This is a genomic window from Microbulbifer sp. VAAF005, assembly GCF_030012985.1.
Classification (GTDB): Bacteria; Pseudomonadota; Gammaproteobacteria; order Pseudomonadales; family Cellvibrionaceae; genus Microbulbifer.
In genome coordinates, this window is record NZ_CP120233.1 from 505,773 (window position 1) to 530,969 (window position 25,197).

17 protein-coding genes are annotated in these 25,197 nt (G+C 47.7%); 6 read left to right on the plus strand and 11 right to left on the minus strand.

The window, feature by feature from the left end; genetic code table 11:
* Nucleotides 1-20 precede the first annotated feature (20 nt).
* Nucleotides 21-1,226, plus strand: a complete 1,206-nt coding sequence (gene zigA / locus P0078_RS02230) for a zinc metallochaperone GTPase ZigA (RefSeq protein ID WP_282932848.1) — start codon at nt 21-23, stop codon at nt 1,224-1,226.
* A 100-nt stretch (nt 1,227-1,326) separates the two neighbouring features.
* Here the strand turns inward: zigA and P0078_RS02235 are convergent, their stop codons facing one another.
* The 3 genes from P0078_RS02235 to P0078_RS02245 all read right to left on the minus strand — a co-directional run bounded on the left by P0078_RS02235 (nt 1,327) and on the right by P0078_RS02245 (nt 6,185).
* Nucleotides 1,327-2,712 (minus strand): S8 family peptidase, encoded by a 1,386-nt coding sequence (locus tag P0078_RS02235; protein ID WP_282932849.1) that lies wholly within the window; start codon nt 2,710-2,712, stop codon nt 1,327-1,329.
* 587 nt (nt 2,713-3,299) lie between these two features.
* Nucleotides 3,300-5,348 (minus strand): S8 family peptidase, encoded by a 2,049-nt coding sequence (locus P0078_RS02240; protein WP_282932850.1) that lies wholly within the window; start codon nt 5,346-5,348, stop codon nt 3,300-3,302.
* Between the two features lie 615 nt (nt 5,349-5,963).
* Nucleotides 5,964-6,185, minus strand: coding sequence for a hypothetical protein (locus tag P0078_RS02245; RefSeq protein WP_282932851.1), 222 nt, complete (start codon nt 6,183-6,185; stop codon nt 5,964-5,966).
* Between the two features lie 136 nt (nt 6,186-6,321).
* On the opposite strand from P0078_RS02245, the gene P0078_RS02250 reads away from it, so the two are divergent.
* The gene (locus P0078_RS02250; protein ID WP_282932852.1) at nt 6,322-6,855 is read left to right on the plus strand and encodes a Dps family protein; all 534 of its coding nucleotides are present in this window, start codon (nt 6,322-6,324) and stop codon (nt 6,853-6,855) included.
* A 120-nt stretch (nt 6,856-6,975) separates the two neighbouring features.
* Here the strand turns inward: P0078_RS02250 and P0078_RS02255 are convergent, their stop codons facing one another.
* The gene (locus tag P0078_RS02255) at nt 6,976-7,440 is read right to left on the minus strand and encodes a GNAT family N-acetyltransferase (RefSeq protein WP_282932853.1); all 465 of its coding nucleotides are present in this window, start codon (nt 7,438-7,440) and stop codon (nt 6,976-6,978) included.
* A gap of 394 nt (nt 7,441-7,834) precedes the next feature.
* Nucleotides 7,835-10,798 carry a DUF3857 domain-containing transglutaminase family protein gene (locus P0078_RS02260; RefSeq protein WP_282932854.1) on the minus strand — a complete coding sequence of 988 codons (2,964 nt, stop codon included), beginning with the start codon at nt 10,796-10,798 and terminating at the stop codon, nt 7,835-7,837.
* Between the two features lie 829 nt (nt 10,799-11,627).
* Between P0078_RS02260 and P0078_RS02265 the strand changes: the two genes are divergently transcribed.
* The 4 genes from P0078_RS02265 (at nt 11,628) to P0078_RS02280 (ending at nt 15,181) form a co-directional block, all read left to right on the plus strand.
* Nucleotides 11,628-11,984 carry a helix-turn-helix transcriptional regulator gene (locus P0078_RS02265; protein WP_282932855.1) on the plus strand — a complete coding sequence of 119 codons (357 nt, stop codon included), beginning with the start codon at nt 11,628-11,630 and terminating at the stop codon, nt 11,982-11,984.
* Complete coding sequence (locus P0078_RS02270; RefSeq protein WP_282932856.1) at nt 11,978-13,276, plus strand: type II toxin-antitoxin system HipA family toxin; 1,299 nt, start codon at nt 11,978-11,980, stop codon at nt 13,274-13,276. The genes P0078_RS02265 and P0078_RS02270 overlap by 7 nt, the downstream gene beginning before the upstream one ends.
* Before the next feature lie 318 nt (nt 13,277-13,594).
* Nucleotides 13,595-14,206: a hypothetical protein gene (locus tag P0078_RS02275; RefSeq protein ID WP_282932857.1), complete on the plus strand. Its 612-nt coding sequence runs from the start codon at nt 13,595-13,597 to the stop codon at nt 14,204-14,206.
* Nucleotides 14,207-14,497: 291 nt separating this feature from the next.
* Entirely contained in the window at nt 14,498-15,181 is a 684-nt protein-coding gene (locus P0078_RS02280; RefSeq protein WP_282932858.1) for a VOC family protein, read from the plus strand.
* Between the two features lie 99 nt (nt 15,182-15,280).
* Here the strand turns inward: P0078_RS02280 and P0078_RS02285 are convergent, their stop codons facing one another.
* The 6 genes from P0078_RS02285 to P0078_RS02310 form a co-directional block, all read right to left on the minus strand.
* Complete coding sequence (locus P0078_RS02285; protein ID WP_282932859.1) at nt 15,281-17,425, minus strand: TonB-dependent receptor; 2,145 nt, start codon at nt 17,423-17,425, stop codon at nt 15,281-15,283.
* Between the two features lie 31 nt (nt 17,426-17,456).
* The gene (locus P0078_RS02290; protein ID WP_282932860.1) at nt 17,457-20,267 is read right to left on the minus strand and encodes a hypothetical protein; all 2,811 of its coding nucleotides are present in this window, start codon (nt 20,265-20,267) and stop codon (nt 17,457-17,459) included.
* A 20-nt stretch (nt 20,268-20,287) separates the two neighbouring features.
* Nucleotides 20,288-20,866 (minus strand): hypothetical protein, encoded by a 579-nt coding sequence (locus P0078_RS02295; protein WP_282932861.1) that lies wholly within the window; start codon nt 20,864-20,866, stop codon nt 20,288-20,290.
* Entirely contained in the window at nt 20,863-21,750 is an 888-nt protein-coding gene (locus tag P0078_RS02300; protein ID WP_282932862.1) for an ABC transporter ATP-binding protein, read from the minus strand. Before P0078_RS02300 ends, P0078_RS02295 begins: the two co-directional genes overlap by 4 nt.
* Nucleotides 21,751-21,826: 76 nt before the next feature.
* Nucleotides 21,827-22,933, minus strand: a complete 1,107-nt coding sequence (locus P0078_RS02305) for a Gfo/Idh/MocA family oxidoreductase (protein WP_282932863.1) — start codon at nt 22,931-22,933, stop codon at nt 21,827-21,829.
* Complete coding sequence (locus P0078_RS02310) at nt 22,923-25,196, minus strand: class I SAM-dependent methyltransferase (RefSeq protein ID WP_282932864.1); 2,274 nt, start codon at nt 25,194-25,196, stop codon at nt 22,923-22,925. The genes P0078_RS02305 and P0078_RS02310 overlap by 11 nt, the downstream gene beginning before the upstream one ends.
* Between the last annotated feature and the right edge of the window lies 1 nt (nt 25,197).

Below are 25,197 nucleotides of genomic sequence, written 5' to 3' on the forward strand. Positions count from 1 at the left end.
CTCAGAGTGCGGAGAGGCTAATGGCACATACAAACAAACTCCCTGTCACCGTCCTTTCAGGTTTTCTAGGTGCCGGTAAAACTACCGTACTTAGCCACATACTGAACAATCGCGAAGGCAAAAAAATTGCTGTAATCGTCAATGATATGAGTGAAATCAATATCGATTCGACGAAAGTACAGAACGAAGTTTCTCTTAACCGTAGTGAGGAGAAGCTTGTTGAAATGAGTAATGGCTGTATTTGCTGCACTCTGCGGGAAGACCTTCTGGAGGAAGTCACTAAGCTTGCGCAGGAAGGACGGTTTGATTATCTCGTTATTGAATCAACAGGGATTTCTGAACCCTTACCCGTTGCAGAAACCTTCACTTTTGCCGACGAAAATGGTGTTTCTCTCTCTGATGTTGCCAGTTTGGACACAATGGTGACGGTGGTCGATGCAGTCAATTTTTTAAAGGACTATGACGAGGCCATATTTTTACAGGATGCTGGTGAATCATTAGGTGAAGACGACGAACGCAGTGTAACTGATTTGCTGATCGACCAGGTCGAGTTCGCAGATGTCATTCTGATCAGTAAAACAGATTTAGCTGGCCCTTCTGATGTTGAGCGCCTAGAGGCCATTCTGCGAACTCTAAATACGCAGGCAAAAATAGTTCCGGTCTCTCAAGGGCAAGTCGATATTGACGAGGTTCTAAGTACCGGCTTATTTAACTTCGAGCGCGCGCAGCAAGCACCTGGTTGGCTTAAAGAGATGCGAGGTGAACATATTCCTGAAACGGAAGAGTATGGCATTAGCAGTTTCAGCTACGAAGCACGTAGACCCTTCCATCCAGAAAAATTTCATCAATTTCTGCACAATACTGAGAGGCACGGCAAGTTAATTCGTTCCAAAGGGTATTTTTGGCTGGCGTCCCGCCCTGAGTTTGCAGGCGAATGGAGTCAAGCGGGAGGCATTGCCCACTATGGTTTCGCTGGGATGTTCTGGAAAGCTATACCCAAAGAAAACTGGCCCACAGACGAAAATTATCGCAGCTCCATTGAAAAACAATGGGTAGAACCCTTTGGTGATATGCGGCAAGAACTAGTATTTATTGGCCAGAGTTTGAATCAAACCAGCATGACAAAAGCGCTTGATGACTGCCTGCTAAGCGAGGACGAAGTGCTACGAGGCAAAGAATACTGGGCGACATTGAATGATCCATTTCCCGCATGGGAACAAGGATGAATATTAACCTCACCCCTGTACTTGGCTAGATCCTTTAGTGGGAAAGTGTAAAAGACCGACGAAATGTCGGTCTTTTATTAAGCTAGCGCCTTTCGACAGTTCAATTCTCTATAGCGGCCTCAACGGCTGCCGCCGCATCAACAATGCCTGACCCACAGCGCCGACATGAGCCTGTAAAACTTCGGGCTGTACTGGTGAGAATGGATTCAACCTCATCTGGTGTAACATCGGGCTTGACTGAATATATAAGTGCGGCTGTACCGGCAACATGTGGAGCGGCCATGCTGGTGCCGGCGTAGTAAGCGAAGCTATCACTACCGGGAGTTCGCGCGCCGCTGTTTAATGTAGAGAGAACACCATCGGATTCCACCGAGTTAGTTTCACCTCCGGGGGCAGCGACATCGACCACATTGCCGTAGTTGGAGTAGTAAGCAAGTCCTCCGGAGCGGTTGGTCGCGGATACTGTAATGACTCCTGAACAGTTAGCCGGCGAAAACCAGAAGGCATTCCGCCCAGAGTTACCTGCGGCAACAACAACTGTGGCGCCCAGGCTACGGGCTGTATTGATGGCACTTTGAGTTGTGCTTCCACAGAGGCCAAAGCCCCCCAGGCTCAAGTTCAACACTTGAGCCGGAGTTTCATTGGCTGGTGCACCACTAACCGAGCCGCCAGCGCTCCAGACAATGCCATCAGCAATATCAGATGTGTAACCGCCGCAGCGGCCGAGTACTCGAACGGGGAGCACTTTTGCTTTATGGGCTATCCCAGCGATACCCATATTGTTGTTGGTGACGGCAGCAATGGTGCCGGCCACATGAGTGCCATGCCAGCTGCTATCAAATTCGGGATACAGTGGGTTTCCGCAGTAACTATCGGTATACCAATCCCCGGGATCACTGGCATCACTATCACGGCCATCCCCATCTACAGCGATATCGGAATCCGAAATCATGTCGTAACCAGGCAGCAAGTTGTCCATGAGGTCTGTGTGAGCGAGATAACCGGTATCAATAACTGCTACTACCACGCCCTCCCCCTGAGTTATATCCCAGGCTGCGGGCAAATTCAGTCCACCATCAGCTTCAAAGTAGTGCCACTGGTCGTAATAGCTGGGGTCATTAGGGACCGCCATAGGGTGCATCATCAAGTCGGGCTCAGCGTACTCAATATTGGGGTCTTGTTTTAGGCGGTTGATTATCAGGTTGATCTCGGCTTGGCTTTTTCGGCTCCCCAGGTGCATGACTTGTGCACCCGTCGCCATGCGCCGCAAGTGGCGCAAGTTGTGGCCCGCACGGCGAGAGGCTTTCTCCACAGTTTCCAGAGTCATGCTCGCTGACCGTCCGATCGTGGAATCCTGCTTGTATTTCACAATGATCCGGTCAGTTGTTGGGGAACTACTTAGGTTATCCATTTGGGTGGCGAAGGAGCCTGTACATAGAAGTGAAAACACACCTGCTAGAGTGGATTTTTTCAACAGTGACTTCATTATTGTTATCTCTCCATGATGATTTAGCCGACGGGGTGTAACATCCTAATCATTAGTACCACTGTCCCTGTTGTGACAGGGCACGTTAGGCTTTACGCAAGATATATGCCTGAGCAAGTCATGGCTGGATATCGAGACAAAATTAGTACCAGTGTTTCAATTTTGCCCACAGGGATAGTAGTGGCAACCGATGCATCCTTCTTAGGTGATTGCCGGCCTCTTTCTATTCTTGTGACAGCCTCCACCTAAACAAACTTATTTATCTGTCTTTGCACCGATATAGAGATAACTAAAGGCTTTCCAATCACTGTGCACAGAAAGGCTGCAAAATACTTTTCGAAATTTATCAACTTTAAAGAAAAGGCTGGAGCTTGAAGTTAATTCACTCTGATAAAACGAGCTTTAATCGAGCAGTGGAAATGATCATCACAGAATTGGGGATATTGCCGGCAATATAACTGGGAAAGGATTCTGCGGAGATCAACGTGTTAAATGAAAATGCCAGTCAGCTTAACTGACTGGCATTATTTGAGTAGAACAGCTATCAACCCACCCCACAGGAACCTGTCGAGTGGGAGTTGGCCCATTTACTCAGTACTAGCACTCAAAGAAACTCCAGAGTAGTCAGAGTAACCGCGGATACTGATATACCAGGTACCTGCGTCTGGATTGCTGATGCTGCAGCTTTCATCATTACCCCACTCGTAAGGACGACAATCGTACGCTGTGCGGGTGGGCTCTTGGCCAAAACGAACATAGAGGTCTGCATCCCCACTGCCACCAGACATTACGGCGCTCAGTGTTGAAGCTCCGCTATCAACGTCGATAGTGAAGTGCTGCCAGCTGTTGCGGGAACCACTGAGATTTGTCTCTTCCCAACTGTCGCTACCGCCACCGCCGCCACCACCTGCGGTGTAGCTGCCTACGAGGCTAACGTTAGAGAAGGAGCTATATCCACGTACCATGACGTGATAGGTTCCTCCCTGTACGTTATCGATATCACAAGTTTCATTATTGCCTGAAGTATAGGGGCGGCAGTCATAGGTACTGGTTGTGGGGGCGCTGCCATGGCGAACGTAGAGATCAGCATCGCCGCTTCCACCGGACATTACAAAAGACAAGTCTGTAGCGTTGTTAGGCACTTCTAGGGTGAAGTTAATTTCATCACCACTGTTACCCTCGATACCAGTCTCAGCAACACCATTTTCAAGTTCACCTCCGTCGTTACCGCCACCACCGCCGCCTCCACCATTAGCCAAGGCTACGGCCGCTGCTGCATCGACAATACCTGAGCCACAGCTGCTGCAAGAAGCCGGGAAGCTCCGCGCGGTACTGGTGAGGATTGATTCAACTTCATCTGGGGTCAAGGTAGGGTCTACAGAGTAGAGCAATGCTGCGGCACCGGCCACATGAGGCGCCGCCATACTGGTGCCCTGGATGTAATAGTAACTATCACTGCCTGGGTCAGTAGCACCATTGTTATAGGTAGAGAGGACGCCGTCGGAGTCATTGGCGAAGCTCTGTGCTCCACCCGGTGCTGCAACATCTACTACATTGCCGTAGTTAGAGTAGTAAGCACGACCGCCACTGCGATTAGTCGCAGCCACTGAGATCACCCCATCACAACTGGCAGGAGTAAATTGGCTTGCATTAGCATTGCTATTGCCAGCGGCTACAACAACCGTGGCACCGAGACTGCGGGCAGTATCGATGGCATTTTGTGTAGTAGTACCACAGCTTCCGCTGCCGCCAAGACTGAGATTGAGTACGTCGGCGGGATTCGCATTGGCTGGCAGGCCACTGACAGAACCGCCAGCCCCCCAAATGATCCCGTCAGCAATATCTGACGTATAGCCACCACAACGGCCGAGCACACGGACAGGAACGATCTTGGCCTCATAGGCAACACCAGCGATACCAAGATTATTGTTGGTAACGCCAGCGATAGTGCCGGCAACATGGGTACCGTGCCAGCTACTGTTGCTTGAGGAGCTATCTCCACAAGTACCAGAGCTATACCAATCACCCGGATCGGTGGCATCGCTATCGCGACCATCGCCATCTACGGAAACGAAGGTATCGTCGATCATGTCGTAGCCCGGCAAAATGTTGGCTGCCAGGTCTGCATGGGGTCGATAACCAGTATCGAGTACCGCGACCACAGCCCCGTTACCCGCAGTGGTATCCCAGGCTGATGGAAGGTTCAAGCCACCGGTAGATTCATAGTAGTGCCACTGATTGAGGTAACTTGGGTCATTAGGTACAGCCACTGCTTTCAAGATCAGATCTGGTTCTGCGTACTCCACATCCGGGTCTTGCCTCAGGCGATCGATAATTGCATTTACTTCAGCTCTATTTTTTCGACCTTCCAGGCGCATTACCTGAGCGCCAGTAGCTATGCGGCGCAGATGGTGCATTTTATGGCCAGCGCGACGGGAAGCTTTTTCCACAGTTTCCTGAGCCATAGTAGCGGCCCGTCCAACTTTAGCGCTTTCTTTGTACTTAACGATGATGCGATCAGTTAGCAGCTTGTTATCCGCTTCTTCCGCATAGGCACCAAAAGGCGCAGTGCATAGCAATGAGAATGCACTTGCTAAAGCCGTCTTTTGTAAAAGAAATTTTAAAGATAATTTCATTATTGTGGTTTCTCCGAAGTTATATTTATTCCAATACCAAAAAATCATTCGATATTGGTTACTCCTAAACCGCCCCGCTTTGGCTAAATAAATTCTATAAAGGGAAAGCCCAAAAACTGCTGAATTTAGGATCATTTAGTTAGCTTGAGCGAAATTGGTACCATTGTTTCAACTTGGTACAAATGTATAACGACTTGGAAATTGTTGTCCTCAATGGAGATCTCGAAACTCATGTGGACTGCGATGACAAGTTTTAAATCTCTATAAAAAACTTAGGTAATAAATATTTTTCCGCAAAAAAGTGTGGAATGGTTCACGGAAGACACAACCAAAGAGGATTAACAGATCACTTATGACAAAAAATACGGCCTTATCCCTCAAACATAAAGCAATGTTATATCACATCAAAAATATTTTATTTAACTATGACTTTTGATGACTGGTAAGTTGATTCAATGAGGGATGGGCGCTCTTGCGAGTATGAAAGAAAAGAAAAAATCTACTACTTTAATCGGCGCTAGTTATCAGCCTCTTACTTGAGCTAACCATTCACCGTTTGATAAATCAACAGCAAATCTAATCCCTCCGAGTTGTATAACTGCTATATCTTGACCTTTATAAGTGTTCTTTCGCCAGTGAAATTAAACGATCGCACCTGGATATAGCTTTATAGGCATAGGCTTCTTTACTTCCCCGAGAACTATCAAATTCAGAGAGGACACTTTTTTTAAGTGCAGTAGCAACTTCAATGGCAAGGGCATACTTTTGGTGGTTTAAGCAGTGCCGACAAACAATTGTTTCCAGCGCGTCTTCGCTATCAATGTTTAAATACCCCAAGTTACGCAGCCCCTCGTGAAGACCTTAAATATCTTCCCCTTTGTGAATGGCTAGTCGCCATATAGGTGTCTAATCTAGTGCCATGGAGACACCGACTGCCACACCTGTCCCTTTGTCATAACTTGTGAGGTTTAATATGAGAAAAGCAACTGGAGAAGCGGTAGGCACACAATCCAGGCTAGCCGCCCCCTCTGATTTAAGTGAGAGTGCGAGGGCCAGCATTACTATTGCCGTTAATACCCTGCTGGCAGATACTTTCAGCCTATATATGAAGACAAAGAACTTTCACTGGCATGTTAGCGGCCCCCACTTCAGGGACTATCATTTGCTTTTCGATGATCAAGCCGATGAAGTATTCGAGATGACCGATGCCCTGGCGGAGCGCGTGCGCAAACTAGGAGGCACTACGCTTCGCTCCATTGGCCATATCGCCAAGCTACAACGATCTTCAGACAATGATGCCGAGTATGTAGATCCGCAAGATATGTTGTTAGAGCTAGGCGAAGATAACCGGGAAATGATCTCAAGTATGCGTAAAGTCCACGAACTTTGTGATGAGCATAGAGATATTGCTACCGCAAGCTTGCTGGAAGAGTATATTGATCAGGCAGAAAAGCGGTCATGGTTTTTGTTTGAGGCTAGTCGCAGCTCTGGTTTGACACACCACTGAGCCCTTTGGCTCAGGCTTGATCTGGCAGACAGCGCTACTTTTTGAATTACCCTGTCAGATCAAACTCAACCAATACGACTTTCATTTTCCAAAGCGGCCTGTTCCTTTTCAGGTTAAGAGCTACAGCTCCAGCTTCAACCTCTCCCCGACCGAATTCTCGAGGAAACCTTCTCGGAGGTAAAAATCAATTGTTCGTTGCCAGTTTTCTCTTTCTGGAGTACTAACTTCCAACCGTGGCCAGCCCTCTTCCTTCGCAAAGCTGATCGCCTCAGCCAAAAGAGCCTTGCCAATAAACTGCGAGCGGAACCCTGGTTCAACATACAGCTCCTCGATTACCCCGTAGTTGCCTCCGGCATAAATAGCGGCAGATCTGGATAGGGTAATAACTCCTACAGGAGCTCCATCGACATGATATAGGAAAGCATGGAATCCATTATCTTGTGATAACAGCTTCTTAGCCGTTACTGCCATCACCTCTGGATCGATGTTGCGCTTATGACCGACAAGGGCTTGCAGCAATTTTGTTACCAGTCCTGCGACTTCATTACTCTGCTCCACCCCGGCCCTTACAATCGGACTCACCATAAACTATCCCTTCCCTTTAACTTATTTACATTTTTGCCCAGCTGAAATGTGATCACATTTAGAATCTATCAGCAATTTTTACTGGCAGCAAGCTGGGTGCGTAGGAAAGAAAGCGGACAACTCTCTATTGAATAATGGTCACAAAGAGCCAATGGGTAGAAATCATTAGAGCCGAAGGGATTGATGAAGCCTCAACGCTCGCATAGCACCATAAGTTTGAAGAAATGGAACCTGAACAACATCAGAGGCTTTTTCAGTCTTTAGGTATGAAACCTGAAGACTGAAAAAGTACAAGAGGTATTTATGAATTTTACCTTATCCCAAGTCTAAAAAATTCAAGGTAGGACAGCTGGAGCAATTTTATAAATTTAAGCTCCAGCAGCTCCCAACCTACCTATAGAACAGCTTTCAATCGCTCTTTAAGGGAGGATATAAACACCTTATCCTTCCCCCCAAGATTGGAAACATAAAGTATAAAATCACTACCATCTTTTCTGACAACCGTTACCGTAGTGGTATCTCCTAAAGAACTGGACCAGTCTACCTGTAGATCCTCAATATCCTCGTAAGATGCCATTTCCTTTTCCAAAATATCCCCATCTTTCCAATAGGAAAATACATGGCGTTGTGTAAAACCATTGCCATCTTCACTCACGAATAGAAGCGCGTCACTATAGAAATATGCTACCTCATCAGTAGCCTTTAGGATCCCCTTTCTCTGCATAAACTTGAGGTCCCTATCTGATATCTCACTTCCTTCAACAACCTTGTCGCTAGCTAAAATACCAAACTCTCCACCGACCACCAGCCCACACACCGGCAAGCTCAACACCACTAACAAAGCATGCCTAGCATGCCATTTGGAACCCTCAATTACCGCTGGTGACTTATCACCATTCACAAACAGTAAATAGTTTGCCAATGGCAATACTGTTAGCACGGTTAGAAGCTGGAACACCAGGGGGTAGCCCGTATATCTACCCAAGACTGGTGAGATCAAAAAGGTAATGGCCAATACAACTGCAAATCCTTTGTTTGGCAAATATGATTTACCATATCGATTTTCACTATCTTCACGGAGTTTATTCCAAAGGGGGAAGTACCAGAACTTGTTAAAAATACCTCTAGCGAGCGGCATGATCGCACTACGTTCCTGCTCCCGGATATATTTGAAGTTTCTATAAAACCAATAAACACCAAAAATTCCGAATGTAAAAACCCACATCGCCGTCAGCTTACCCAGGGAGACAGGGTAAAAAATCGTATCTTCCTTTACAGGGTTCTTCCATCTATCAAAGCGCCACATAAAGACCAGGAAGACATACATGGCGGCATAGATATAGATATACGTGGCGAGCGATAACTGTGATAAGAAACAACTCTCAGTATCTCCTGAGGTATTTGCATAAGACTGATAGATACCGTAACTCAGTTGATTCTTGAGTTTGTTAATAGCTTCTACGTAGGCTTGATATTCACTCGGCTTAACATGATCAACTTTACTGCGGTATATGTATTTCAGTGAAAGTGTCTTACTGGTTTCCTGATAGGAAACCTCATTTTTGAAATAGAAAAAGCTGTTATCTTCCTCAAAATACTCACTATCAAAAAACCAATCGTCTCCTTCGAAGTGAATTTCAATAACCTGCTCTATATGCTCTGGATACGATAAAGCCAAGGGATGGTGCCTATCCTGATCATCCGGCTCAGATACCCATGGGCTAACAATGTTTGCATAAAAATCAACCTCCTGGCGCTTTCTATCTGGTTTATCTTCCCAGAAATTTTCCAGCTTATATTGCTCATGAGAGGTGAATATATTTCGCTCTGGGTTATCTTCGAGCTCAATTAGAGCAGCGACTTCAATCCCGGAATAATAATCCTCAAAGAACTCCAAGTATTCTGTCTGTATTTGATCTCGCCCATTGCTAGCTAAACGCTGTCTCTGCCTTTCAGCGTCCTTACCATAATTTACAGTAGTGGTTGTAAAGGTTGCAGGGCCGTCATCCAGTACTGTGAACTCATCTTTTACAAATACTCCATACTTTGCGACATCTGGCTCCATATTTACCAAGTCATCAATGCCCGGCCTGAGTATTAGTGCTTTTCCATAATCTGGCTGAAAAATACTGCTCAAGTCACCATGCTGATAGCTACGCGTTGGATCTACCCAATACTCTTTGTCTTCAAATTCAAAATAGCTGATAACATGGTCAAATGACCTTACGCTGGGGATTCTATCTTTAAGTCTTGTTTCGGTATTGACTAGAGCCGGGTAGCCAACAACTCCAAGTTCTTTCAATAGAGTTAGAAACAGTACGGTTTTATCTTTACAATCTCCATATCTATACCGCAAAGTCGTGCTGGCTGGTCTGGGCTTGTGTGAGTTTTCCCCCAACTCTATCCCTAAGTAACGTATCTCCCCCTGGACAAACCGAAGTGCGGCAGAGATTTGGGAACTCTTATCTTTGTGATTTAACTTGATGTCAGCGACTAATTTGGCTATCTCCGCATCAACATTAAAAACTCCTTGATATAACCCTAATCCCCAGACACCAACATCTTCCCAGGTTGCCAGTTCACTAAAGTAAATAGCGCCCCAAGGACTAAACCAGGAAGGAGTCCCATCGTCAGATTTAAGTGGATCAAGTTTATTGTCCTCGATGATATACTCTCTGGCACCCCCCAGATCTTTTTGTTTGAGTTCTAAATCGCTATTTAAAATTGAACTATAGAGAGGTGTTTGCTTCTCCCACAATATACGCAAATAGAGTCTCTCAAGTGGGACAGACCAATTCAGACTAGAGTTATATGCAAATATCCCGTGATAAACAGGGTTCACCCCTGAGCGAGTGTAGCTATACTCTACAACATCACCCACCCTGATATCGTCTAACAATATATTGAGCGTTAATTGGCCATGGTAAACTGACTCATCCATTTCCTCTTCGCGCCGAATATGATCTATTCGCGCAGTATTGAGTTTATTTAAAACCTGTCTATCGCGGATCACATTAAGAGTATGTAATGTAACCTTTTGATACTCTGGGTCATAATCAATACTTATCTGTGAGCTTTCATCAACCCCCTCTGGGTTAATAATGTATTCAGCCATTCGAAAGAAGTATTCAAATTCTGGCTTATCCCCCGCTTTGATCTGCGAGTCCAGAAGAAGATAATGAACCCCATCCTGGATTTTATCGATCGGCCGCTCTTTTACTTCAGGAACTACTACCTTTGTTACCCAATCTGGTATGGGAGACGTAGCAACTTCTTCCCTTGCCCAAACCTTGCCTACGGCCAACAATGAACAAATCACTAAAACTATTGATATAGCCGCATCAATTTTTTTCTTCATTATCTACTTTTCTACAATACTTAGAGTGGCTTTCAAATACGAAATGGATGCGCACCAGTGAAACTAGACTGCAAACCCAATTAACTCAATACCTGCTTGTACGAGGAGCTTAGTAAAGGCGTTTTTCACTCGAAAGTCCAATATGGAGTCACAATGCGAGCTATCCCGATATTTTTTGTACGATAGTCCATTAACTAAGAACCTAAGACAACGTAAATAGCAGAAGATATAAGATTTAGAAGAGCTGACACTCTCTATACTAAAACTGGTATTCAGATTTATAAAAAGTTAATCACAACCAAACTTCCCCCACAAACTACAAGTAAGCTTATAAATAAGCTTTCCTATTAACTAGGAGTTAACAGGGATAAATTTTGTAACGGTCAGCTACTGTTGGTTTACCCATAGAACAATATAGGGAAACAATTTGCTTCTAGTTAATTTGCGGCCACTGTTCATGGCAGTAGCTAATGTAAATCTCCATAGAAACCTCTTAGTTGTTCCCATTTGGCAACGGCAAGAAATCTAATAGCAGCAGTGGAGCCTAATCATCCCCGAGGAAAGTAGTCGCCCGCCTATGGCATCAAATCTTATGTAGAACAGGTGTTTCTCTTATCGCCAGCAGAAGTTGAGCTTCCGGTAGAGGCGGCCTCCATCAATAATAGGATTAATACAAATAATAGCCTGAATAACACCTGTAAACGATCAATTTAAGCATTAATAGCTGCAACTCCACCTATTAACACTTTTAACCTTTGTAGACTATAATAGCTCAAAAAGCACCCTTTAGCTCGACAAAACCTAACCAAAGGGTGGAAAGGCAACTATTATGGGATTTCACGGTCAATCAGATAAGCAAATACTTGAGTCGCTGGGCAATCGTCTCAAAAACTACCGCTTACGAATGAACCTTACTCAGGATGACATGGCTGAGCGTGCAGGCCTATCCACCTCCACCATTAAAGGGCTGGAGGCTGGTCGTGGCAGGCTTGATAGCCTTGTTGCTGCGCTGAGAGTACTTCGCCAACTTGATTCATTGGATAGCTTCTTACCTGAACCGGCAGTAAGTCCGATGCAAATTGCTACTCAAGGTAAACAGCGGCAGAGAGCCAGCCGCAGCTCACAGAATCAGCGCGATACCCTGCCCTTGAACAGCAATAAGAAAAGGAGCAAGCCGGAATGGTAAACCAGACAAATGCCGCAACAGTTCACTTGTGGGGCGAGTTGGTAGGCGCTGTCCACTGGGGTGACAGTGGTTATGGTTCATTCGAGTATGCACCGGAGTTCTTGCGTCGGGGGCTGGATATTGCTCCGATAACCATGCCAATTGAAACTTCACAAGAGCCATATACATTTCGCGGCCTCGGTCGGGAAACATTTAAAGGATTACCGGGACTCCTCGCCGATTGCCTGCCTGACAAATTCGGCAATGCGGTGATTGATGCCTGGCTCGCACGCCAAGGGCGAACTCCAGACAGCTTCAACCCTATTGAGCGACTCTGTTACACCGGTACTCGTGGCATGGGCGCGCTTGAATTTCAACCAGCGGTGGACGGCACCTTCAAAGACTCTGTCGACCTGAACGTTGAAGAATTAGTCAATCTAGCTGCCGCAATTACCAATAGGCAGACGGATCTCAATACGCAATTTAGACATAGTGATACTGAAAAATCAGGCTCCTTGCTGGACATTTTGCGCGTTGGCACCAGTGCGGGAGGCGCTCGAGCAAAAGCAGTTATTGCCATGAATGATAAGGGGGATATTCGCTCTGGTCAGGTCCCCGCCCCTAAAGGCTATGACTACTGGCTTTTAAAATTTGACGGCGCGGGAGATCTTGAACTCAGGGCAAGCGATGGCTATGGGCGGGTTGAATACGCCTATTATCATATGGCTCGCGAAGCGGGTATCAATATGGCGGAGTGCGGGCTACTGGAGGAAAATGGCCGAGCGCATTTTATGACGCGGCGCTTTGATCGGGTAAACGGGCAAAAGCTTCATATGCAGTCTCTATGTGGTATTGCGCACTTAGATTTCAACATGGCAGGCGCACACTCCTATGAGCAAGTATTCAGCATAATACGTGAACTATATCTGTCTAAAAATGAAGCCGTTCAGCAATATCGCCGTATGGTCTTCAACGTATTGGCCAGGAATCAAGATGATCATACAAAGAATATTGCATTTCTTATGGACCCAGCCGGAGAATGGTCTCTTTCACCAGCCTTTGACCTGACTTATGCCCACAATCCTGGCGGAGCTTGGACAAGTCAACACCAGATGAGTATTAACGGAAAGCGTGATCACTTCAATTTAGATGACTTAATAACATTAGGGGAATCCATCAGCATTAAGCGTCCAATGGAGATAATTGATCAGGTCGCAAGTGCGGTAGCAAATTGGGAGCAGTTCGCTGAAGCCTCCGGTGTCTCTGAAAGCTGGATTATTGAAATTGGCCAAAACCACCGCAAGCTAACTTGAATTTTATCTATATGTCATTGACCTAGCCGCTACCCACTTCTTTTGTGGCCCCAAGGATGGAGCCAGGGTTCGATCCCAAATTTTACCGCTAAAACCTTCAGCCTCCCAACCATACTCCCACGGCGGCCCCAGTGTATCTTTTAACTCCAAAGATCCCTTGTCGAATAGAACAGAGGCACCGTAAACGGGCTTATAGTCCATGAGATATCGAGCGGGATGAAGTCAAGTCCAATCGAAAAAACGACACTTCAATCGTCTTCATCTGAGAAATATCAGCTTACATTCTATTTTGGCGATTAACGTATAAAAGAGCTGCTCATGATGAAACTGTCACTTCTATTCACAATAATTTTGATTTCCCTTGCTTTTATGGGAGCTAAAACGGCAGCAGAAGAGAATAGTCATAACTCAATCAAGAATAGTGAGGGCATCATTTGTAATAATGAGTATGTTCTATGCACATCTGCCCCATGCATTCCAGATCCCAGTAATCCAGATTCAAATGCAGTTTGCAGATGTGACGTTAATAAGGGGTTGAACTTCGGGTTTTCTGAATGTAAAAACCGAACTCCTGTGACTGACTCAAACGACGTCAAAAAAGCCTTATCGACATTTTCTTTCGCGCAGGCTCCCACCAAGCCTGTACTTTCCTGCCCCGAAGGTAAACCGTGGACTGATTGCCTGGATCAACCCTGCATTGTCGACCCGATGAATCCACTTAAAGCCATATGCACATGCAAGATTGTACGGGATAAGTCTTTTGTAACTTTTGGAGGCGATTGTGTTTCCCTGAGTTGTGATACGGGTTACTGGTCAGGTGCAACGGCAGAGTCCTATGTGGGAGCAAGCAGAAAACTGATGAAGGCATTTAGCTTAGATGAGGTTCCCGCCAAATATTGCGTGGGGATGAAACCTGAGGTTTCAGAGTAATTTCTGCGCGATCCAAGTCACATCAGTCTTTTGTGCTTTTTAGAAATAGATACCCAATTCGCAGTACGGAGCGTTGATCCCTACTCTGTTTAGAGGCCATACAATTCATGAAAGAATCACCAAGTAGATTATATTACTTTCATAATTATTGAAATTTCGGAAAAAGTTAAATCACCCTTATCGTAATTTCTGGTATGGTTAAATCAACCACAAGAAATGATTAACTAACAACTGCCGCCTAAAAAATAAAAACCAAACAAGCAACACTATTTTTAGACAAAAGGCACTCTTATGAGAACACGCTGTAGCCACGTTTTACTCTGGGTGGAGGATATTCATCAAGCCGTACAGGATTTTCGCCAGCTGGGTTTTACCGTAGATTATGCAACGAAAGAAAAAAGTGCTCAGCACGCACATATTTGGTTTCGTGAGGGAGCGATTATTGAGTTACTAACATCACCATCCAATGCTCAATACTTCAAATGGATTATTGACCTCTTTGCCGGCCGGGGCGCAGGACGTAGGATGATACGTTGGTCGCAAGAAGGAGAAGGTTTTTGTGATGTTGCCTTAGTCAGTGACGATTTTGATAATGATCTTTCAGCGATGAAGCGTGAGGGTGTTCAAACCGGGCGAGTGATTCCCTGGCAACGAACCAAGCCAAACGGACAAAAAACCAGCTTCCGCTTTGTTTATCCTCGCTCTGAGCGACTGCCATTTATTGTAAGTCCATATAACCCACCTCAGTACCCTCAAGAAACAAACCATAAAAATGGTGCTACTGGCCTGAGTAAAGTGCACATGGAAGTCAGTGAACAGGACTGGAAAACTGTACAACGTTTAATCGATAAAGATTCCACATTTAATATCAAACCCGGGCCTACAACCAAAGTTACGGGTATAGAGGTTAGTGGTCTGAGAGAAAATTTGGACCCGACTCTTTTGCATGGGAGTAAAATCAACCCAGCAAGCTAAGGAGCCTCTGAGCTATTTAGTGGATCAATCTCTACAGAGATTGATCCACTCACCATCAAGATAGATAAAACAGTCGTTAACTAAACTGTCGAAATCTTATTACAGACGGTATAGAACTCCAACTCCCGCACGACGTCCTTTTGCCGGCGCCCCTATTCTGGCATCAGGGGCAAATATCGCATTGGTGTAGCCATATAACTGATACTGCTCATCAAGCAGATTGTCAGCAAACAGATAAAGCTCCATAGAGTCCGTTTGCAGTGCTACACGAAGGTCCACCTTGCTGTAAGCATCCAGGTTAAAGTGGTTTTGTGCATCTGCCGGGCGCTCATCTACATGACGTACAGTCAGGTTGGTATTGAGAGCCGGTGCGCTTAACCCCATAAAGTCTGGTAGAGGCTGGTAGTAATTCAATGCCAGGCTAGCACTCCAGCTGGGTACGTCAGGCACTTCATTACCCGCCAAAACGTCACCACCGGAAACACCATACACATCTTTTGTAATTTCCGTATCCAGGAAGCTCAAGCCACCGGCAATACTAAACTGCTCGGTAATAAACCAATCGGCCTCAAGCTCTGCACCAAATGTCTCCGTATCTGCGTTTACTGCAGCAGAGGAATAGGAAGCAAAATCAAAGCCTAACAAATGATCATCTTCCACTGAGCTAAAGAATACAGCACCACTGATATTCAAACTGTCTGACTCATTTTTAATGCCTAGCTCGAAGGTGTCGACAGTTGCGGGCTTGTAAGCAACGCTATCGGCAGACTGCAAAGCAAAGTCATTGAACCCACCGGATTTATAGCCTCGTGCGGCAACTGCATAGATATTTGTGGAATTGGACAGCGAATAACCAAGAGCCAAGCGGCCAGTTGTATAACTATCGTCCAAATCTCTTTGATCTTGAGAAACGTAGAGATTGCCATCCATACCGTAGCTGGAATACTCACCGGCGTACTTCTTACTCTCTTGGGTGTAACGTAATCCAGCTGTAAATTTTAGGGAGTCAGTTACAGGTAATGTAGTCTCACCGTAAATAGCCTGGCTATCAGTATCGTAATCCCGGTATTGATTGGCGAAGGACACCAAATCAATTGAGTCAAAACTTCTTTCACCTTCTTGTAGATTGAGTCCAATCACCCAGAATGTAGATGCCTCAGGCAATGAGGACAAGCGTAGATCCTGGCTGATGGTCTGCTCGTCCTGGCTATCGCCACGAAGATACTCCATTGGGAAATTGAACACTGCTTGGGCAGTCTCTTGGTCAAAACCGGTTAGGTAACTAAAATCCGTGTTGACCAATGCAGTGATAGAAGTCAGTTGAGTATTAGCCCATTGGTGATTGATTTCAGTGGAAAATCGCTCAACGGTTTTTTCATTATCGTCAAAAGCTCCTGGTGTGTGTTCACTGCCAGGGTCATCACCGAAAGGTTGTAATAACTGAAGGTTCAGAAAGCCTTCCTGTTGTTGCTTCTCAGCAATAAATAAGGCTGATGTTTTCGCACCCAAATCCCATTCCAGACTACCTCTGAAAGCCAGGTCTTTGGGTTCAGTCATTGGATCGCCGTTAGTCGTATTCTCAACCCAATGGTCCTCACTGATATGTCGGATGGCTACTCGGCCACGGAGTGATTCAGAGAATGGGCCGCTGATAACAGTTTGATATAAACTCTGGTTATCCTCTCCGAGCTCTACACGTCCGTAAGCTTCAAACTCTTCGGTTGGCTTGTTAGTGGTAATATTAATAGCGCCAGCTTCACTGTTGCGCCCGAATAAGGTCCCTTGAGGACCCTTTAATATTTCCAGTCTTTCGATATCAAGGGTCCCAAGGGACACATTTCCCGCAGGCATAGATACGCCATCAAGGTTCACTACAACGGAGCCATCATCCTTATTTACCTGAGTCAGTGAACCAACCCCGCGAATACGGATATTTGCATCCACCGCACCACTGGAAGAATAAACATCTACTCCAGGTGCACTGCGTAATGCATCTTCAAAATTGAGCAGCAATCGGTTTTTCAAATCCTCTTCGCTAACAACACTCAAGCTGAAGGGAACATCCTTGGCTTTCTCTTTTGTAAGCCGGGCAGTAACTTCAACGACTTCCATTTCTATTTCGGAAGAACTCTCCTTTTCCGCTCCTTCCGCCGTAGAGTAGGCTCCGGAAGCGTATAACAGACTTGCCGATATTAGCGAAATTTGTTTCGCAAGTACTTTCTTATCTAGGTTTAAGCTGAGCATAAATTGAATTTCCTTTCTATTACTTAGGCTATTAATTGATATTCGATACTTCAGAACTCTCAGCCAGTAAATTCTGTGCAGGGTCCCGCTGATAGGAAGGCCAGATATCCAGCGCTAGAACTTTCTCCGAGGGCAGACGCTCAATCAGCGTTTTTCCATTGATGACCTCAGAATCCAACTCATTGATATCGGCTAGCAAACGGTAGCTGGCCGTTTGTGCGACCGGTTGCCATCCACCCTTCTCCCAGCGCCAACGCTGTCCGTCCAGGCGTATTTGACCGGACTCCAGGTACTCGACCGTCAGAGCTGATGACAGAGGAGCCCCGAGCATATTTTGTGTCCGTGTCTCACCGACATAAGCGCTCAGTACATTTTCAATATTCTTCTGCTGCTTGATGTCATCGAGTAACGCGGACAGGGACTCAGGAGATTGCAGAAGCGTCCAGTCCAGTGCAGCCACCGGCGCGTAGTAGCGAGTCCAACCGGAAATCGGTGCGGTGCTTAAGCGCTCAACGGGTACCTCACTGCCAGCCAAGTCTCTGGTCGTCTTATCGGAGTATCGAACCAGCACATCATCAAGCACTTCAATGCCGTCGATTTCCGCTACACAAAGCAGGCCAATCGCTCCAGAAACTCCATCGCTGAGCCACGCGGAGCCGGCAATACGTCGTAAGTCCGAACTTTCCAGTAAATGCTGGCGGGACAAGGCTCGGGCGATATCGACCCGTCGCAGCCAGCGCCCTGTACCTTCATCGGCGATATCCCAATGAGGCCCCTCGGACAGTTGCAGCAAATTACCGCTGGCCCGTGTCTCTCCAAGTCCTCTTGGCCATTGGGCAATCCGTTTAATTTCGATATCAGTACCCAGCCGCTGGCTCACGCAGGCCTGCATCTGCCCAACGTCTTTAGCAATGGCGGAAACCATATTTGAACGATCGGAATCATGGGAAATATCAAACCCATCGAATACCGCTAGTTTCGTATTGGGTGCCCATTGAATGGAGAAATCCAAGGGGCCATGAGTGCTCCCCTGCTCACTAAAGACATTTTTATCATCCCTTTGGATTTGGATCTGCCAACGCCAGTCCCCCGATGGGGCCGCGCCCTCAAGGGTTGTGGCCAGTTGTGAAGCCGGCAGGCTGAACTCAGGGTTCAAGCCCAGCGCTTCACGTTCCGCTGACACACGCAAGATACGCTCGGGGTCAACACCGATACGCGGAACAATATCGCTCGCTTGTAACCAGACTCCACTGGCAGTCAGCCCTGAGGGCTCTCCCTCTGCGGACCACCCCGGCGCCGTCATTTGCCACAACAGTTTGATGTTACAACTCTGTTCAGAGCAGCCTGATACTGGCAGCGACATATGGTCGTAACGTTGATCCGGTGTGACTTCACGCCCGCCCACTAAGGCCTTAACCAATACAAATCCGTGGGGTAATTCAAACTGCAAGCCCTGCCCTTCGACATGAACTTTATGCAATAACCACTCACCTTCTACTGTTTGGTTATCCGGGTTGATATTGATATTCAATTCACCACCGGACACCTCAAACCCACTCGCTTTCGGCAGCCAATAAGATTCCCAGAGGGCATCTTCTTGTTTGAGTTGCTCTGGTGATTGATACCCGCCCTGCACTACCAGCCTATCTCCCAATACAGAACCGAGACCGAGAAGAAATAAAGCGGAACAAGCCACCAGGGCGCCCTGAGGGGCCATAAGACGTGAACATATCAGGGCAAAACCCTGAGACATGCGGCTATCCAGTCCACGGGGAATCAAAAGAGCAGCCAGGCCGATCATCAATAGGGCAAGCGCAACTTTAAATCCATCCAAGGCCAATAAATAATCGATCCAGGGTTCCCAACCACTGAGTGCTGACAGTTGAATATGAGCAGTGATACCCACTTCATAGGGCGGGTAATGCACCAGCTCCAGCTCATGATTGAGGACCAGAATAAAGGTCACAAACATTGACATGGAATAGGCAAAGCCCGCATGGCGGAACAATGCATGCACCAAAAGCACCATCATCGACAACTCCAATAAAGGAGCTGTCACTATCAGCAATTGATAAGTGAACGCCTGTACGATATCGACAGATGCCGGAGCGGTGAGAAGCACAGCAATAATGCCCGATAGACCCGGCAACAGGGCCAACAGCACCGTCATGGCGAATACGGTAAGGGCAACGCCAAATAATCGTGTGTAGTCGGGCGCGGGGGTTGCAGACAGTATGTCGTCAAACCCGGGCACCTGATCCCTGCGGCACACCAAGCCAGTCAATGCGGCGATTACAAAAGCAATAACCAGGAAAATAACATCCTTGAGAAGCGGCAATAGCATTTCCAAGCGCGGTGCCATAGGCCCTTCAGCGTGCCAGATGATCTGGGTAAACGAGCTAACCACCCCCATTATTACCAGGACCGCAACACCGACCCACCAAGCGCGACTACTCCATACGTGAAATAATCTCCAGCGGGCTTCCAGCATGAGTTGACGCAGGGAGCGGCCAACCGATGCGGTATCGGGCTTAGATGAAGAGAAATCTTTAACCTTGCGAGTGGCTGCCTTTTTAGCGGCCTTAGCCCGGGCAGGTTTGTCAGCCCCTTCCAGTACCAGTGTTTCCCTTCGCAAGTATTTCAGGCAAGCCGCCAAGGCAAGTAAAGGAACAAGACACCATAGAATTCGATTCAGTACCGAACCCAAAGTAAACGGCAATAGCGAGGTTGATTTTTGCAGAGGTGTCCAGGAAGTAACCTCCGTATAAACGAAAGTAAATAGCGAGGGGTCCATTACCGCAGCCAGCTGCGGATTAATATTGCCACCCCGAAGAACGATCACAGCAAACATCCACAACATCATTAAAGCCGCTGCAAGCCCAAAAGGACCGGCCAGGCTGCGAGTTCGCAACGTAGCGACAAAATACAGAGCGCCAATACCGATGCTCGCGGGAATCTGTAACCAGATCCATGCAAATCCAAGGGCTTTCCAGGGGCTGGGCCAATCGCTGTTTCGGGCAGCAAGCCCATCCACACCAATACCGGCGAGACCAAAAACCCTACCAGCGCAGATGCACTTAATATGGCTCCTATTACCGCTGCGCCAAGAAACCGCCCCCAAAGCATTACGCTCAGGGAATTCGGTGTTGTATAGATCACTTCATGCAGACTGGCTTTGCGGTCCCGCAAAATAGGCTGCGAGAAAACCCAGGCCCAGGCAAAAAACTGAAAGAACATACATCCCGCACCCATCAGGTAAATGAGTGATGGTGAGTTCCGGGGAATATCTGTGGCCCCCATTTTTTGCATGTAGTCGGCATTGACCAAATTCAGAAGCAGGTAGATCACCAGCCCCCAGAAGGCCAAAGCCACGATGCCGCTGCTAAATCCGGCTCTTATCTCCAGCTTTGCCTCATGGGCAATAAGCGCCAGCTTGTTCATGCAGCCTCCCGCTGGTCTTTTACCTGCTCAATAGCCAGATGATAAATATCTTCCAGGCGAGGCGTGTGGGCAGTAAAACGAGAGTCTGCGGGTTTTTCCCCGTGTACGATTACCTGGGTACCATCGGGTCTGGCAATATTGTGCAGGGATGCGGGAAGTGATTCGCCACGGGGAATCAGTGCTTGCCACATCTTGCCTATATGAGGGTCTGTGACCTCCGGAGCTGTGCCCTCAACGACAATGCGCCCTGAGGCCAATATGGCCAGGCGCTGGCACAGGTTTTCGATATCTTCAACAATATGAGTAGAGAGCAATACAATGGCATCCGCCGCGACATCCGCCAAAACACAGTGAAAGCGATTGCGTTCAGCCGGGTCCAGGCCAGCGGTTGGCTCGTCAACGATGATCAGGCGCGGCTCGCCAATCAATGCAATGGCAATACCAAAACGACGCAGCATACCGCCGGAATAGGTTGATACGGCTCGATCGGCTACATCGGCCAAATTGACCTGCTCCAATAGCCTATCCACTTCACGGCGTCTTGCGCTTGTTTCGGTGAAGCCTTTGAGCCAGGCAAAACGCTCCAGCAATGACCGCGCTGCAATTCCAGGATAGGCGCCGATATGTTGCGGCAAATAGCCCAGTTTACTGCGCATAAAGTCCGGCTTTGCCAGCACATCCACACCATCCAGCATGATCCGACCACTGTCCGGGGTTTGCAGGGTAGCCAAGGTACGCATCAAACTACTTTTCCCGGCACCATTAGGCCCAAGTAATCCGTACATGCCGGGGCCAACTTCCAAGTTAACGCCGTTTAACGCCTTCACCCCATTTTTATATGTCTTAAAGAGCCCTTCGATGATCAACCCTGATTGATTTTGCATCTCTCCTCCTAACCCCGTTTTATAAGTAAAAATTCCGTAATCACTTTTTTTGTGCTGTTCGTGTTTTCTTAAAACTCTAGTCGCAAGCCTGACCGACAATATCCGCTAGTGCCTGAACTGATACCGGCTCCGGTTCCCCTCGCTGGATCAACGTCGGCATACCGATTCGGGCCGTTAAATCACTCCACGCCATTGAGACACTCAATGCCCATTGACCACTTTGCTTGCGCTTCTCGGGTTGTGCGATATCAGTACAAAGGGAGTGCAGAGCCTCAATAACCGCCTCCGGCCAAGTGAGGGCAAAAATATCGTGGTAACTACGCATTTCCGTATCGCCCAGGGTAACCATGCTGGGAACGGCCAGCCGCTCTGTACCCTCACCCTTTAAAATAAGCCGGCCGGTTTGGTCCCTTGGTGAATGCAACCTGGGATTCCAGAGCACGGGGCCGTGAGTATCAGTCAAAGTCAAAACCCCAGCCTCGCCACCTATAGCAAGCCGATGTAATAGCAGGGAATGATTATCAGGGTCCTGTGGATGAACCTGATTCTGAATACGCAAAGTCATGGGCACACCACCAAAGGTAGCCGACAGACTTTGAAAAGGATGGCCCTCTGGTTGCACCGGCTCGCTAAAAGACCAGGGGCGAAGCCCGCCCACTGCACGACCAATAACATCCAATAGCGGATAGGCCATCTGGCTGTTGCAAATAGCATCGATCATTTCCAGGCGCTGGTGCCGACGTAAGTATTCTGCCGCAGCCAGGAACTGCCTGGTGGGGCGCAAATTGGGGTATAGGGTGTTAACGGCATAGGCCGAATTCCCCTGCTTTGCAGCTAGCAGGTTGGCGGTAATTTCCTTGGTGTGGACCGGATGCTCCTGCAATACATGAATGCCTCGTTTAAGAAACGATTGTGCTATTTCAGAACCCTCGCCCCCGGTTGCACCAGAACGCACAACAACACACACAATATCGATATCATCGGGGACCTGCTCTGCCTCGGTATAGAGCGGTACTCCATATTGCTCGGCACAGCTCCTGGAATAATCACTGCCACGAGCCAATAATCCAGAGAGTTCAAAATGTTCTCGGCCGGGTAATCTGGACGATGTCAGGGCTTCGAGATAAATACGACCAAAACCTGTCCCTGCAACGACAACCCGCTTGCGGTTATCAATTCCCATTTGACTCTCCCCGGTTTTCAGCCATGGACACGGCCCATTGCTCTAGTTGGTTCTTGTCTATCTGACCCTCAAGAGTCAGAGGCAATTGGTCCAAAACTTCGATATAGATTTCAGAATTAAAGTGATCGAGATATTCGGCCAGGCAATCTGCTGTCAGTCGCACTTGATTTTGCTTGGCTCTACAGGCGAAGAAGCGATGCCCTTGCCTGGACAAAGGGTGTTCGGAGACAGGCAAATCCATGACCAGCTGTAAGCCGGCAGCATCCAAGGCATTGTGCCATTGAGAAAGTGACAGAAAGGTTGCACCGGTATCTGTGCGCTCATCGACGGCATCCACCAACATAAACGCCTGTGATGCCATCACCCAGAACTCCTCACTGGTTGGCTCCGTCATAATGAACCAACCACCAGGGCGCAATAACTCGGCTGCCCTGCGCAATGACGCATCTGTGTCGCGGGCAGCGTTAAAAACACCACCGGCAATAATTACATCGAAGCTATTGGGGGAAAATCCCTGGCTGCGCGGTGAACGATCAATATCAAACAATCCACGGTGCAACCAGGGGCGCTGCTCCTGATCCCCATGTTTTGCGAAAAAGCTGTCGAGAAAAGCCGCAGAGATATCCGTAAACTGGAATTCAAAGTTGATATGGCCACTGGCACTATCCAACACTGGCAGTAGAGCCTGGGTAGTCGACCCAGTGCCAGCGCCAACTTCCAGTATTTTCAGAGTCTGTTGCTGGCCTTCCCAATTATTTAAGATGGACTTCAATAAAGCTCTTACTGAATGCTGCTGGTACCTGGCCGCTATACCCTCCCGGTAAAGCGCACTCGCTAACTCCGTGCTTCCACGAGGGAACAACAGATGCACAGCCTGAACCTTACCCCGAATCAGATCCGGTAATTGTTCCGCGTTAGCGCGGGCGTAATCGATCGTTTTACTGGCTCCAGACAGTATCCGCCATTCCTGTTCCAGCTGAGTCCATGCCAGAGCCAGGGCAGCATCACTGTAGCTGTCTGGATCTACCTTTGGCGACCAATACTCGCCATCAGTACGAAGTAACTGCTGCTCCTGCAAAACCTTGATCCAGCGCTTGATCAAAGCTCGGTGCTGCTGAGCCACCGGAGGGGATTCAAGTATTTCCGCTAAGCTGTGTACTGAATGTCGATCGCAAAACAATCCCAGGTGGCTGAAAGCATTCAGCATGGATAGCAAAGCAGTAGCGTTAAGTTGTTCCGTAATCTTTACCGCATATTCCAAATCAATATGGGCAAATTCCGCATCCAGCTCGGTATTAATTCGCTCGAACAACCCTGCCATATCAAGGTTACTGGCCTCTGCCCGCATTTTGGGCTGCGCAAAGACTGCCCAGCGATTCTCTCCAGCAAGGGGAATTGTCACGGAGCTGGCAACCGCAGGGTGTTTCGCAACACTTTCAACAAGAGTCGCAAGCTTTTGGGTCTGAGCTTGCTGGGCCTTTGCAACAGGTTCTATACCTTTATCGGTACAGACCCAACCGGAAATATCTTTTGCCAATAAGCGTTGAATATCCCGCAACAGAGATTGTGATAGCAAGACATCGGTTTCATACAAAAGGCATTGCAGGCTTTTGAGATTGGTCAAGGCCAATGCCGGGTGTGCGACCAAGCCTTTTAGCAAAGTTGACGTCAATACCGCACCGGAAAACCCTGAACGCTCCAGAGCCACCAGCGCTTTAGCTGGGTTGATAGCGGGGTCCTGCAATCGCACAGGCAGCCCACAACTCCATGCTGCGAAAATACCAAAGCGAGCAAATTCATTGAACGGAGAAAATACGGCGACCTTTCCCTGAATAGGCCCCAAAGCTTCTTGCTGCGCTTCGAGTAAGGTCAGGTTTGTCTCCACGGAGGTGTTTTCTGCCAGCAATACCGAAAACTCACCTCGATGGCCTTCTAACGCATTCGGGATTTGTACCTCTAAGGTCAAGCAATCCTTCTCTGGGTTCGCCTCAGGCACAAGTTCAAACCCGATACCCAGCCTTAGTGCCACCAAGTTCATCAGCAGAGGCAACCCATTCCCAGAATTATCAGCTTGCCAGAGTAGTGTTTTGCCTCGCTGTGAGCCCTGTTCTGCAAGCTGCTCACTGAGCTTTGCAACCACGGAACCAGTCCAAGCCAGCACCTGACTGCCACCCCAGTCACAGCCTTCAAGTGATAATGCGGGATCTTCACCCAACTGTTCCAAACCACTTAAAATATTTGCTGCTATTGCTTCTATTTTCATC